A 12,751-nucleotide genomic window follows, 5' to 3' on the forward strand; every position below is an offset into this window, starting at 1 on the left:
CCGGTTTCAGATCTGGTCCTTCCGCTTTCTTCCGATCCACATGGACAGGAGCCCTAAAAGCAGGGTAAATCCAAACATCAGGGCGCATAAGGCGTTGGTTTTTGGGGTCACGCCTGTCTTTAACTGGGTATATATCTTAATGGGCAGCGTATTGGTGTTTACATTGGTGAGAAACATGCTGATGATCACATCATCCATGCTCATGGCAAAGGAAATCAGCATACCTGACACAATGGCGGGCCGCAGAAGGGGAAAGGTAATATCCCAAAAAGCCCGCATATCCCCTGCTCCCAAATCCCTGGCAGCTTCCACATAGCTTTTATCCATTCCAGCCAGACGGGCCTTTACCATGGTAAATACATAGGGAATGCAGAAAACCGTATGGCCGATGATCAGGGAAGTCATGCCAAAGGGCAGACCGATCAGGGAAAAAAACACCAGAAATACCATACCCAGAATGATTTCAGGAATCATAATAGGCAGTGTGGAAAGATATTCCACCGGACCGTTGAAGCGGCAGGAGGTTCTGGCCATACCTGCTGCCCCCAGGGTTCCGATTGCCGCTGCACACGTGCTGCTGGCGGCTGCTAAAATTACACTGTTGCGCAAAGCCTCAAAAATGGAACGGTCCCGGAAGAGCTCCTTATACCAGCTAAGGGAAAAACCTCCCCATACGGAGCTGATGCGGCTGGCATTGAAGGAATAGAGAATGACCAGAAGCAAAGGGATATATGTAAGAATCAGGATTACTGCCAAATACAAGCCGGGAAACCGGCCTCTTCTTTTCTGTTTCATGTCATCCTCCCTTCTGTACGTTTATAACATATCATACAAGGCCCTCCAGATCCTTTACCTTGGTTATGCGGCGGTAAAGGTAAATAAGCAGGCTGGTAAGAACCATGAGCACCACGGAAAATGCCGCTGCAAAAGGCCAGTTATGGGCTTTCATCAACTGCTCCTGAATCACGCTTCCCACCAGCACCACTTTATTTCCCCCTAAAATATCAGCCACAAAAAACAGGCCCATAGAGGGGATAAAAGTCAGTACAACACCGGAAAGCAGACCGGGCATGGTGAGTTTAAAGGTAATGGTGAGAAATGCCTGTATTCTGCTGGCTCCTAAATCCCTGGCAGCTTCCACCAGATTCCAGTCCATTTTTTCCGCATTAGAATATACGGAATAGATCATAAAGGGCAAAAGCACATATACCATGCCCGTCACCACGGCGGGATAAGTATAGAGCAGCTTCAGGGAATCCTGTATTACCCCTGCTTTCATAAAAATTCCGTCCAGCACTCCTCCGGCACGGAAAATAATGATCCACCCGTACAGACGCATAAGGGAACTGGTCCACATGGGAATAATGAGGAAAAAGGAAACTGTCCTGCGCTGTCTCTCAGGCAGCCTTGCCATAAAGTAGCCGAAGGGATATCCGATGAGGGCAATGAGAGCGGTGCAGAAAAAGGCTAATTTCAAGGACTGGCGTATGGTTCCTAAGTATACAGGCTCCAGAATATTGATGTAATTGCGCAGGGTTAAGGTATTTTCCACTCCCCAGGTCTCCGAGCGGCTTAAAAAGCTGAGGGCCACCATATAGGCTAACGGACCGGCCACAAAGACCAGGGTGGTGATATAAACAGGCAAAAGAGCCAGAACAGATTGAAGCTTCACCTTACCTCTCATAAGCTCTCCTCCAGATCAATCAGAGCCCCGTGCTCTGCCTCCCAATCCAGCCAGACTCTATCTCCCGCCTCCACATCAGCCTTAATTCCGCACCGGCTTACTACCATCTCTTCCCCGTTATCCAGGGATACCAGGATGCGCAGCATGCCGCCTGCAAGGTTTTTCTCTAACACTGTACCTGCAAGACCGTGGGAACTGCCTTTTTCTGCTTTTTGTATGTTCACCTGCTCGCCGCGGACGGCTGCATTTACCTTCTGGCCGGGCCTTACATTGGCCCCCCGGCGCCGGATGGAAAAGCTTCCGTTTTTGTGTCTGATGAAGACCTCATCCTCTTCCACCTTCTCGATCCGACCCCTCAGGATGTTGGCACTGCCCACAAAGCCTGCCACAAAGCTGGTTTTAGGCGTGCTGTATATCTCATCAGGAGCACCGATCTGTTCAAACTGCCCTTCCCTCATGACAACAATACGGTCGGACATATTGAGGGCTTCCTCCTGATCGTGGGTAATGTAAATAAAGGTAATTCCAAGCTGTTTTTGCAGCCGCTTTAACTCGCTTTGCATCTGGCGCCGCAATTGAAGGTCCAAGGCCCCCAAAGGCTCATCCAGCAAAAGTATGCGGGGGCGGTTGACAATGGCCCTTGCAATGGCTACTCTCTGCCTTTGTCCCCCGGAAAGCTCGTTAGGCATACGCTTTTCATAGCCCTCCAACTGCACAAGGGATAAGGCCTTTTCCACCTCCCGGCTGATTTCCTGTTTCTTTACACGTTTCAGGCGCAGACTATATCCTATGTTTTCCTCTACCGTCATATGAGGAAACAGGGCGTAATTTTGAAATACCGTATTGACATCCCGCTTATTAGGCTCTGCCCACGTCACATCCTGCCCTCCCACCAGCACACGTCCCTGATCCGGCATTTCCAGACCGGAAATAATCCGCAGGGTTGTGGTCTTTCCGCACCCGGAAGGCCCCAGCAGCGTGATAAATTCTCCGCTGTATATTTCCAGATCAATGCCTTGAAGCACCTGGTTTTTACCAAAACTTTTGGCAACCTGCTCCAACTGTAAAATCACTTCGTTCATTGTCCTACATTCGCCGCCTTCCATATTTGCATTCCCTATGACATTGATATCAGGAAATATCTGCCTTTTATGGGAATATTTCGCAATAAGATAGATGGTTACTATAATAGTACTCTTTCTTTGCTGTGTCAATATACGGAAGAAGGTGGGACAGCCGGCCCCTTTACGCAAAAGTGCTGTTTCTGCCATATAAATACGGAGAAACAGCACCTTATGAAATATCCCTGTTTTTACTGCATCACTCATCCACCAACCGGTAACCAACCCCAATTTCCGTCATAATGTACCGCGGCTTTGAGGGATTTTCTTCTATTTTTCTTCTCAATCCGGCCATCAATGCCCGCAGAGCCTGGGTATCACTTCCGTAATTCACCCCATAGAGCTCTTTTAAAATGTTTTTCGTTGTCAAAACCTTCCCCATGTTCCTAAAAAATAAGGAAAGCAGACTGTACTCCAAAGGAGTCAAATGGATTTCCTGTCCATTTAAATAAGTCAAATGCCGCTCAAAGTCAATTTTCAGCTCTCCCACCTGACGGACACTGTGCTCTACTCCTGCTCCCTGCCTGTATAAGTGGCGGATGGCAACCCGGATGCGGGCCAGCAGTTCAGTGGCAGAAAACGGTTTTGTCAAATAATCATCCGCCCCCATATCCAGCACAACCGCCTTTTCCTTGTCCTGATCCCTGGCAGAAACCACGATAATGGGGATTTCAGACCATTCCCGTACTCTGCGGATTACTTCCACCCCGTCTAGATCAGGAAGTCCCAGGTCGAGAAGAATCAAATCTGCCTCCCCTGATTTAACGCAGCTTAAGGCTTCTTTGCCGGTGCTGACTGCCACGCATGAAAAACCGGCCATCTGGAGAGAATATCCTATAAAATTCTGTATTTGTTTATCATCCTCCACTACGAGAATGCGTTCCTTGTACTGATCCATCTTATTTTCCTCCCAAGGGCAATGTAAAAGTAAATTCTGCGCCTGAATCTGGGCTGCAGTTTTTTGCTGTAATCGTCCCGCCGTGAGCCTTGACAATGGTGTCACAGATGGAAAGCCCCAGCCCGATTCCTGACCTGGCATTGGAATGAGGGGGCATTGACGTATAGAACATCTGAAAAATGTGAGGCAAATCCGCCTCTTTGATTCCCGACCCATTGTCTTTCACTGAAAATACCGCCTGATTTTCCTGCTTATCCTCCATGACCGAAATGCTGATTTCACCTGAGGGCTGAGTATGCTTCACAGCGTTGTCCAAAAGATTGATCAGCACCTGACTGATCAATTTTACATCCATGGGCACCCAGATAGGCTCGTCCGGCGCACAGACTGCAATGTCGTATTGAGGATAACGCCGGGAGATCTGCCCCAGCGCCCCGGCAAGAACCTCTTCCACCGCTTCGATCTGCTTATCGACAATCAGCTTGCCGCTCTGCAGACGAGTCAGGCTTAAAATATTTTCAACCAGGGAATACAGCCAGCCGGCATCATTTCCAATTCCTTCAATCAGCGGATGCCTCTGGTCGTCCTCATCTGTCATGCTCAGAAGCATTTCCGTAGCCCCTAAAATACCGGAAAGAGGGGTCCGCAAATCGTGGGAAATGGAATGGAGCAAATTGCTGCGGTACCGTTCCTGTTCTGTTTCCTCCCGAAGCTTAATACGCTGTTGGGCAGACCGGAAACGGTCCATAGCCAGAGCAATGCTTTCGATCATGGAAAAAAGCAGCCGCTCCTGGGACTTATTCAGAAACTGTGCCGTTTCCTTTGGCAGCCGTATGACTCCCAAAGTCGTTTCCCTGCCGCAAATGGGCCAGTCATAAAACTCCTCTCCCGGGTAAACGGCCGTATTTCCCTGTTTCAGTTGTCGCAGAAAAGCTCCCGGGTCATCCAGGCTGCGCTGTATCTGCTTTTCAGAGGATATCTGCTGGACAAAGGTTTTTTCCGGCGTTCCTTTTTCATCAAAGCACAGACATCCTGCCTGGCTGCCGGTGATACCGCTGATGGCGCTGACGGCAATTCCTGCAATATCATGAATGTTGGAGGCATCAGACAGGCACTTGGTCAGTCCATGGAGGGCCTTGGTTTCCGCTTCGCTCTCCTGCGCTCTTTGCTCGCTCAATTTCGTATGGGATACCAGAGTACTTGTAATAAGCGCTGTTACCACCATAATTACAAAGGTAATAATGTAGCTGGAGGCACTGACCGTAAAGGAAAAATGAGGCTTCATAAAAAGAAAGTCAAATGCAAAGGCCGAAAGAACCGATGTAATAAACCCAAAGAGGTATCTGGGAATCAGAAGGGTGGAAAGCAGCACCGCCAACAGGTAAACAATGGCAACATTGGCCTCCGGAAGGCCGAGACCAAGAAATACAAAACCGATAACAGACGCTGCTCCAAGCAGCATCAGCATTGCTGCTATGCGCAGCGCATAATTTCTGAAAAATAATCTTACTTTCATATGTTGCCTCCCGATAAATCAGGCAGATATGCCTGCATATACCTTTCACACATATTTTTTGATATTGTACTTCCAAACTTCAAAATTTACAAGGTGAACTTGCCTGAATAAGAACTTCCCTCACAGCTTTCTCACATACCGGAAGCTATTCTCACACCACCCTCACACCATACCCGCTATAATGCTATTTAGAAGCTGAACAAAGCACAAATTTCCTGCAAAGACAGGTATGTGCAAAAATAAATTACAAGGAGTGTGACATCGTTGAATACAAAATGGTTAAGTCCGGAACGGTTTATAGCCCTGGGTTTTGCCTCTGTAATCCTTTTAGGAGCTCTTTTACTGCTTCTGCCTGTTTCTGCGAATCCGGGAGTTACGATCCATCCGGTGGATGCGCTGTTTACTTCCACCAGTGCTGTCTGTGTGACTGGGTTGATCGCCATAGATACGGCTGATCATTTCAGTGTTTTTGGCAGGACTGTAGTTGCACTGCTGATCCAGGTCGGCGGGCTGGGAATTACCTCTGTGGGCGTTACGTTTATTTTGATGGCAGGAAAAAAGGTAGGGTTAAAAGAGCGTGTCCTTGTAAAAGAATCCCTGAATCTGGATACACTTCAGGGCATGGTACGGCTGGTGAAAGCGATTATTATGATGACCCTTTGTTTTGAAGGAGCAGGGTTAATCCTCAGCTATCTGGTATTTTCCCAGGACTATCCCCCCTTATCCGCCTTGGGCATCAGTGCTTTTCATACCATCGCCTCATTCAATAACTCAGGATTTGACATTTTAGGAGGCTACCGGAACCTGATCCCTTACCGGGATAATGTGCTGCTGAACTTAACCACCTGCGGATTGATCATCTTTGGCGGTTTAGGATTTTGCGTTATACGGGAAATCCTGTATAAACGCTCCTGGAAGAGCCTCAGCATGAATACAAAAATCGTACTTACCATGACAGCTTCCCTGCTTTTATCAGGCACTGTCTTATTAAGGCTTACGGATGACGTGACGTGGCTGGGCGCCTTTTTTCAAAGCACCTCTGCCAGGACAGCAGGCTTCAGTACTTATCCCATCGGCGAATTTTCCACAGCAGGACAATTTATTCTGATCATCCTGATGTTCATTGGTGCCTCTCCAGGTTCAACGGGCGGCGGTATCAAAACTACTACTACTTTTACCCTGATAAAAAGCCTTCTTTCCTCTGCCACAAACCGGGAATGCACTGCTTTCCGGCGTAAAATCCCTCATGAAAGCATTATTAAAGCTTTTACCGTGACCAGTATGGCAATGGTTACCATCTGTATCATAACCCTTTTGATCTGTGTGATCGAACCTCAGCTTTCTTTCATGCAAATTCTTTTTGAGGTTGTTTCAGGCTTTGGCACTGTGGGTCTGTCTACGGGCATTACCCCTAATTTGGCGGATGGAAGCAAGCTTTTGTTATGCCTGATTATGTTTATCGGACGGATCGGTCCTCTCACCATGGCATGTGCCTGGGTGTACCGTCCTTCATCAAGTATTTCCTACGCGGAAGAAAGAATAACCATTGGATAGGAGAATCATTATGTTTGATTATAAAGTGAGTATCGCATTCGGAGTAATTGGATTAGGACGCTTCGGGTTTGCTCTTGCAGAAACACTTGCGGAAAACGGCCATGAAGTTCTGGTTTTAGACAACTGCGAAAGCAAGATAAGGCAGATTCAGGACAAGGTCCAGCAGGCCTTTGTAGTGCCGCAGCTGGATAAGGCAGCCTTAGAAGAGGCGGGAATACAAAATTGCGGCACTGTCATCGTTTGCATCGGCGAACAGATCGAAGTCAGCATCCTGACGGCCCTCAATGTGATTGAACTGGGAGTTCCCAGAGTCCTGGCAAAGGCCATAAGCGCCGAGCACGGCCGGGTACTGCAAAAAATCGGTGCCGAAGTAGTGTATCCGGAAAGAGACCGGGGCATACGCCTGGCAAACTCCCTGACAGCCCCCAGAGCCTTGGACTTTATTGACCTTTCCAGTGAATACTCCATATCAGAACTGAGGCTTACAGACAAGTTTTCCGGAAAAAGTATTCTGGAGCTGGACTTCCGCAGACGGTTCGGACTCAATATTATTGCAATCGTAAGGGAGAATGAAACCATTGTAGAAATTACTCCTGACCTTAAGCTGCACACCGATGATTTGATTGCTGTAGTGGGCGAGAAGAAAAGTATATTAAAATTTGAGCATCTGTTACTGACATAGGATGGGCGATGAGTACGGCTTTCTCTCATGATGCGATAATGGAGCGGGGTTCTTTTGAACCCCGCTCCAACTACTTTCTTTTATTTTTTTAAAATATTTTCTTTCTCACAATGATTCCACAAGATATAGTTAATCATCTGATATTCACTTCTGTAATTCTGAACATTTTGAAGTACCGTTTCCATGTTCCCTTTATAATTCTCATATACATGTACGATCTCATTTCTGTCAGCAAAAGAAGATACCGCATCATCCAAATCTCCGGATTGACATTCTTCAGAAAAAAGAACCTGGAATTCTGAAATAGCCCTCCGTATACTGTATTCCTCTCTTTTCTTTCCTGTATTGCTTAATTTTCCAATGGTGGTCATAATGTCTTGAAACGCAATCACCATATAACCATAGCGGTTTGCAAGGCTGTCAATAAGATCAAATTTATCTTCACCTTCCGCTTCCAGGTATTTCTGATACATCCTTATGAGGGCCCCAATATGATCTTTCATCTCATACAGCTTCATTTCCAGAGTAAAGGCCCCTGCGTTCTTTTTACTGTAACCATCTGTTTGATCAACAGGTATTCCGGCTTTCCTTAATGCGTCCTGAAACGAACTCATGCCCTCTTTACCTCCTGGCGCATCCGCCTCACAATTTCCTCTTGAGGATTACTCCCATAATGCGCAATCATCTGCTTTATATAATCAGTCAGCACCTCAGGACAATAATCTGTTACAGCATAGCGTTGTCCGGTTACAATGGAAACATTAATATAATTGGAATCAGAAAGCTTCATCCGCACCACATCACTGTCAATGCCCAGTTGATTAAAGTAATCCTTTGTAAAGGAGTACAGACGAAATGTAAGTCCGGGAATCAGCGAAAAAATGCCTATGTCAATATCAGACTCTTCCGTATAGCACTCTGTCAGAAAGCTTCCAAATATCAATACGTTATATTGATCCGTCTGGGGGTATTCCTTTCTGATTGCAGATGAAAAATCTTCTACTATTTTCAATCTTTCCGAAATATTCATTCCCTTATCACTCCTTTCCGGCTCCTGAATTACTTATATTATACCCAAATTAATTCTGTACTTCAATGATAAAAATAAATTCCTCATTCAGCCGCATCACATAGCCAAAACCTCATTCCACTTCTCTTCCACCACCGGAATCCCCATTTCCAGGTTTTCTTTCATAGACCTAAGCTCCATCTCTCCCGGATAATACACCTCTCCCCCAGCATTTACCGGAATTGACTGCTTTACATCCTCTACAATACCAGTTACGATTTCATCTGTCATTTCCAACGTATTGCCCTTTGAGGGATCAATTGCTATCATAACCTGGGTCAGTCCCACTTCATCACCAAATGTGCCTATGGTATGGACGGAGTTTCCATTGGAAAGAACTGTTGCTATCAGATCAAGGGCAATGGAAATGCCGCTTCCCTTCCAATACCCCATAGGAAGCACTCTCCAGGTCTTTTCAATCTCAGCCGGGTCAGTTGTTAAATTTCCCTGGCTGTCATAGCCTCCGGGTACCGGAAGGGGGATTCCTTTCAGCTTGCAGTCTTCCATCTTTCCATAGGAAAACTGAGACACCGCACAGTCAATGACAACATGTTCTCCGTTGCTTCTTGGAATCGCCATAATGAGAGGGTTATTTCCTATCTTTTTATCCATACCGCCCCAGGCCGGCATATTAGGCTGGGTGTTGGACCAGCATATACCTATGCAGCCCTGGTCTGCGGCCTGCCAGCCATAGCTTCCGCCTCTCATCCAGTGGTTGTTATTCCCAAGGGCCACAACACCGATTCCATACTGCTTTGCCAGCTCCACAGCCCGGTCCATTGCCTTCTTTGCATTTAAAGGGCCAAATCCTCTATGCCCATCCCAGCGTTCAAATGCCCCCATCTCCATGACGCAATCCGCCGATACCTTAGGATCAATTTCTCCTTTTTTTAAGTATTCTACAACCCTGGGAAAACGGTTTAATCCATGGGAATATACTCCTGCCAGCGAATTTTGTACAAAAAGTTCTGCTGCATCAGATGCATTCTTTTCATCAAAACCATATTTCAGCAAGACCCTCTTAAATTCTGATTTCATCACTTCATATTGAATTCTCATATTTCCTCCTGACCTCATCCACCCCTTTATCTTAAAGGATGACATTGACTTTCATATAATCTCCCGGATTCTTTTCAATATCCCGGATCGTTCCGGCAGCCTCATGGAGAGCCACTGTTTTCGTAAGAATCCTGGCAGCGTCCACCTGTCCGCTATCTATAAGGCGTATGGCTTCCTCAAACTCCCCCGCACTGGTACGGGCTCCGCAAATATCGATTTCTTTCTTTGTTATCACATCAGTGGGAATGGGTGTTTCTGTTTTGGGCCAGCCGGTCAGGGTAATCCTTCCCGCATTTGCCACCAGATCCAGGGCAGACCTTATGGCGCCGTTGGACCCTGAGCACTCCATGACCAATTCCGCCATCCTTCCGCCCGTATACTCCCTCACCTTTTCCTCTGTATTCTCTTTTCCTGGATTGATAACATACTTTATCCCCATATCCTGTGCTTCCTTAAGGCGTTCATCCACAAGATCAATCATAATCGGTTCCGCTCCATAGGCGAGGGCAGACATGGCTGCAAGAATACCGATAGGTCCTGCCCCGATAATAGCCACATGTTCCCCGGCTTTTAACCTGCCCCGGTGGATTCCGTGAAGGGCGATGGTAAGAGGTTCTGCCATAGGGGCCAGCTCCCAGGACATATTTTCCGGCAGCTTCCAAAGCATGTCCGCAGGATGGGTAAAATATTCCGCCATGCCTCCCTCCACATGAACTCCCAGCACCTTTAAATCCGTACAGCAATTGGTTCTTCCGATGGAGCATGGATAACAGGTTCCGCAGTACAAATAGGGATCTACGATCACATGATCTCCCTTTTTCAATCCTTTTTTATTATTTTCCGGAATAGAAATAATTTCCCCTGCAATCTCATGCCCAATGACTCTTGGATAGGACACCAATGGATTGGTTCCCCGAAAAGCGCCGATATCAGAACCGCAGATTCCGGCGGACCTTACCTTAATCAGGGCTTCTCCCTCCCCTGGAACCGGCTTTTCTATTTCCACATAGTCCACATCCCATGGTTTTCTAATTTTAATTCCCTTCATAGCTGATTTCCTGCTTTCTTTTTTATTTTACGCATCTCAGGCAAATAAACCTCACTGCTGCTGAAACCATAATAATTCCCGCTGCAATACCAAATGCCGCCTCCCCGGTACTGACTGCATAAGCGTTGCATTGGGAAAAATCCTTAAGCACAGCATAGCTCATAGAATAATAAAGTCCTCCTCCCGGCACCAGCGGAATCAGGCAGGGAAGAAGAAATACCACTGCAGGTGCTTTCCGTTTGCGGGCCATCAGCTCCGAATAACCCGTAGCAAACATGGAGGCTCCCATATTGCTGATAAAACCGCTGCCTGATATCCAGAAAAATATACAATACAAAAACCAGCCCATTCCTCCGCCCAAAGCAACGGTCAAAAGCCGTTTTCGTTTCACGTTATATACGATTCCAAAGGCCATGGATCCAAGAGCCGCCGCAAAAGTCTGAAACCAAATATCCAGCACCTATCTTCCTCCCATCAATATTAAAGGAACTGCAAATCCTGCCGCAATGGAGCCTGCCGTCAAAACTGCATCCACCAGACTGAAAAAGCCTGTCATAGCATTGTTATTTAACATATCCCTTACGGAATTCATAAATGCCATTCCCGGTATAAGAAGCATAATGGTTCCTATCATAATCTTGCTGGAACGGGCCTCCGGCACCAGCAATCCCCATGCTATTCCGCAAAAGCCCAGAATCATGGAACAGGCGGCAGTATAAACCAGTTTCTGGGGATTTAAACTCCCCACACGGCTGTCTATCTCAAACAGCAGCCCTCCCAGTATTCCGGCCACAACTCCATCTCCTAACCTGCCTCCGAAAAAACAGGTAAAGGTGGAAGCTGCCAGAATATAGCCTGCTGCCGTTTCCCACCTGTGAAGCTCTTTCTTTTCCATGCACTCCCTTAAGCGGAGGGAGATTTCCTCCAAATCAGGCTTTTCTCCGCAGATATAACGGGACAGGGAATTTAAGTCCTCCAGCCTTGCCATGTTAATGCCTACCCGGTATATTCTCCTGGATTCCGTAAAAGATTCCCCTGTCCCGCCTTTCACAGTGACCACGATCAAGGCACGTATGGCAAAGACCTCTGCCCTTTCAAGATCATAAGCCCTGCAAAGGCGGTGGATGGTATCCTCCACCCGGTGAATTTCCGCCCCCGCTTCCAACATGGACTGTCCGATGTCCAAAAACAGATCGAGATACTGATTCATTCCTTAATCCACACTCACTCCCAAAAATCGGCACAATTCCTGAATACAGGCTTCCTTATTCTCAGGGGTGAGCTCTGTCTGGAACATAAAGCGGAAGATTTCCTCCATCTGTCCTGCCAGCATCTTAAGCCCTGGAATGGTTTTTAAGCCTCTCTTCTTAGCTGCCTCAATCACCGGTGTATCCGCCGGATTAATAATAACGTCAAAGACAAGACATTCCTCAGGCAGTTGATCAATGAAGCCCAGATACTCATGAGTGGCTCCATAGCCTGCCATTCCAAGAGGAGTTACCTGAAGGAAAAGTCGGGCATGTTTTGCCGCTTCATCCAGGTTTTCCGGAGTGGAAGCCAGGGCAATGGTTTCCATTGAGGTGTGGCGGTTTAAAATGCCTGCCACCTCCTCTGCCTGATCTGTCGTCCTGTTTAAAATGGTCAGCTTTTTAATTCCCCTTTTTGAAAGCTCCAGGCCAATGACACCGCTGATGCTTCCGCTTCCCAGCATAACCGCTTCCTTGCCTTCCAGCTCAATTCCGCTGGTTAAAATAGCATTTAAAGCCCCTTTCCCATCCATTCCAACCCCATGGCTGGTTCCGTCTTCATCAATGCGGATGGCATTGACGGACTGGAATATTCTTGAGCTTTCATCTACATCATCAAGAAGAGGGATAATGTCCTTTTTATGAGGCATGGTAGGACATAAATATCGGATGTTCAATATTTTACATGCCTCCAGAAATTCCGGGAGCTTTCCTTTTGGAATCTCCACCGGCAACATGATGGCGTTCATATCCAGCTCGCTGAACAGCTTGTTATAAGCTCTTGGAGCGTTTGTCTTTCTCATAGGATCGCCAATATTTAACACCAGCTTAGTATCAACATCAAATTTAACGTTTTCCAGTTTCATTCTCATC

14 protein-coding genes are annotated in these 12,751 nt (G+C 47.0%); 2 read left to right on the top strand and 12 right to left on the bottom strand.

Features of this window, described 5'->3' with window-relative positions; translation table 11 throughout:
• Positions 1-6: 6 nt before the first annotated feature.
• From V7M78_RS05540 to V7M78_RS05560, 5 genes are all read right to left on the bottom strand, one after another.
• Entirely contained in the window at positions 7-795 is a 789-nt protein-coding gene (locus V7M78_RS05540; RefSeq protein WP_333647259.1) for an ABC transporter permease, read from the bottom strand.
• A 31-nt stretch (positions 796-826) separates the two neighbouring features.
• Complete coding sequence (locus tag V7M78_RS05545; RefSeq protein ID WP_333647261.1) at positions 827-1,684, bottom strand: ABC transporter permease; 858 nt, start codon at positions 1,682-1,684, stop codon at positions 827-829.
• Entirely contained in the window at positions 1,681-2,766 is a 1,086-nt protein-coding gene (locus V7M78_RS05550) for an ABC transporter ATP-binding protein (protein WP_333647464.1), read from the bottom strand. The genes V7M78_RS05545 and V7M78_RS05550 overlap by 4 nt, the downstream gene beginning before the upstream one ends.
• A 238-nt stretch (positions 2,767-3,004) precedes the next feature.
• Positions 3,005-3,703, bottom strand: a complete 699-nt coding sequence (locus tag V7M78_RS05555; RefSeq protein ID WP_333647263.1) for a response regulator transcription factor — start codon at positions 3,701-3,703, stop codon at positions 3,005-3,007.
• 1 nt (position 3,704) lies between these two features.
• Positions 3,705-5,219, bottom strand: a complete 1,515-nt coding sequence (locus V7M78_RS05560; protein WP_333647265.1) for a sensor histidine kinase — start codon at positions 5,217-5,219, stop codon at positions 3,705-3,707.
• A gap of 264 nt (positions 5,220-5,483) precedes the next feature.
• On the opposite strand from V7M78_RS05560, the gene V7M78_RS05565 reads away from it, so the two are divergent.
• Together V7M78_RS05565 and V7M78_RS05570 are read left to right on the top strand one after the other, a co-directional pair.
• Complete coding sequence (locus V7M78_RS05565; protein WP_333647267.1) at positions 5,484-6,773, top strand: TrkH family potassium uptake protein; 1,290 nt, start codon at positions 5,484-5,486, stop codon at positions 6,771-6,773.
• A 10-nt stretch (positions 6,774-6,783) separates the two neighbouring features.
• Entirely contained in the window at positions 6,784-7,455 is a 672-nt protein-coding gene (locus V7M78_RS05570; protein WP_333647269.1) for a potassium channel family protein, read from the top strand.
• A gap of 80 nt (positions 7,456-7,535) precedes the next feature.
• On the opposite strand, the gene V7M78_RS05575 is transcribed toward V7M78_RS05570, so the two are convergent.
• The 7 genes from V7M78_RS05575 to V7M78_RS05605 form a co-directional block, all read right to left on the bottom strand.
• Complete coding sequence (locus tag V7M78_RS05575; protein WP_333647271.1) at positions 7,536-8,069, bottom strand: hypothetical protein; 534 nt, start codon at positions 8,067-8,069, stop codon at positions 7,536-7,538.
• Positions 8,066-8,485: a nucleotidyltransferase family protein gene (locus tag V7M78_RS05580; RefSeq protein WP_333647273.1), complete on the bottom strand. Its 420-nt coding sequence runs from the start codon at positions 8,483-8,485 to the stop codon at positions 8,066-8,068. Before V7M78_RS05580 ends, V7M78_RS05575 begins: the two co-directional genes overlap by 4 nt.
• A gap of 96 nt (positions 8,486-8,581) precedes the next feature.
• Positions 8,582-9,583, bottom strand: a complete 1,002-nt coding sequence (gene yiaK, locus V7M78_RS05585) for a 3-dehydro-L-gulonate 2-dehydrogenase (protein WP_333647275.1) — start codon at positions 9,581-9,583, stop codon at positions 8,582-8,584.
• Positions 9,584-9,614: 31 nt separating this feature from the next.
• A complete protein-coding gene (locus tag V7M78_RS05590; protein ID WP_333647277.1) occupies positions 9,615-10,631 on the bottom strand; it encodes a zinc-binding alcohol dehydrogenase family protein in 1,017 nt (338 codons plus the stop codon).
• A gap of 22 nt (positions 10,632-10,653) precedes the next feature.
• The gene (locus tag V7M78_RS05595; protein WP_333647279.1) at positions 10,654-11,091 is read right to left on the bottom strand and encodes a threonine/serine exporter family protein; all 438 of its coding nucleotides are present in this window, start codon (positions 11,089-11,091) and stop codon (positions 10,654-10,656) included.
• Positions 11,092-11,841: a threonine/serine exporter family protein gene (locus V7M78_RS05600; RefSeq protein WP_333647281.1), complete on the bottom strand. Its 750-nt coding sequence runs from the start codon at positions 11,839-11,841 to the stop codon at positions 11,092-11,094.
• 3 nt (positions 11,842-11,844) lie between these two features.
• Entirely contained in the window at positions 11,845-12,744 is a 900-nt protein-coding gene (locus V7M78_RS05605; RefSeq protein WP_333647283.1) for a shikimate dehydrogenase family protein, read from the bottom strand.
• Positions 12,745-12,751 lie beyond the last annotated feature (7 nt).

The sequence above is a fragment of the Lacrimispora sp. genome (assembly GCF_036758025.1).
GTDB lineage: Bacteria > Bacillota > Clostridia > Lachnospirales > Lachnospiraceae > Lacrimispora.

Excerpts from the sequence above, each read along its gene's own strand:
- V7M78_RS05545 (WP_333647261.1), bottom strand. The coding sequence starts at position 1,684 with ATGAGAGGTAAGGTGAAGCTTCAATCTGTTCTGGCTCTTTTGCCTGTT.
- V7M78_RS05555 (WP_333647263.1), bottom strand. The coding sequence starts at position 3,703 with ATGGATCAGTACAAGGAACGCATTCTCGTAGTGGAGGATGATAAACAA.
- V7M78_RS05580 (WP_333647273.1), bottom strand. The coding sequence starts at position 8,485 with ATGAATATTTCGGAAAGATTGAAAATAGTAGAAGATTTTTCATCTGCA.
- V7M78_RS05560 (WP_333647265.1), bottom strand. The coding sequence starts at position 5,219 with ATGAAAGTAAGATTATTTTTCAGAAATTATGCGCTGCGCATAGCAGCA.
- yiaK (WP_333647275.1), bottom strand. The coding sequence starts at position 9,583 with ATGAGAATTCAATATGAAGTGATGAAATCAGAATTTAAGAGGGTCTTG.
- V7M78_RS05605 (WP_333647283.1), bottom strand. The coding sequence starts at position 12,744 with ATGAAACTGGAAAACGTTAAATTTGATGTTGATACTAAGCTGGTGTTA.
- V7M78_RS05540 (WP_333647259.1), bottom strand. The coding sequence starts at position 795 with ATGAAACAGAAAAGAAGAGGCCGGTTTCCCGGCTTGTATTTGGCAGTA.
- V7M78_RS05600 (WP_333647281.1), bottom strand. The coding sequence starts at position 11,841 with ATGAATCAGTATCTCGATCTGTTTTTGGACATCGGACAGTCCATGTTG.
- V7M78_RS05575 (WP_333647271.1), bottom strand. The coding sequence starts at position 8,069 with ATGAGTTCGTTTCAGGACGCATTAAGGAAAGCCGGAATACCTGTTGAT.
- V7M78_RS05590 (WP_333647277.1), bottom strand. The coding sequence starts at position 10,631 with ATGAAGGGAATTAAAATTAGAAAACCATGGGATGTGGACTATGTGGAA.
- V7M78_RS05570 (WP_333647269.1), top strand. The coding sequence starts at position 6,784 with ATGTTTGATTATAAAGTGAGTATCGCATTCGGAGTAATTGGATTAGGA.
- V7M78_RS05550 (WP_333647464.1), bottom strand. The coding sequence starts at position 2,766 with ATGAACGAAGTGATTTTACAGTTGGAGCAGGTTGCCAAAAGTTTTGGT.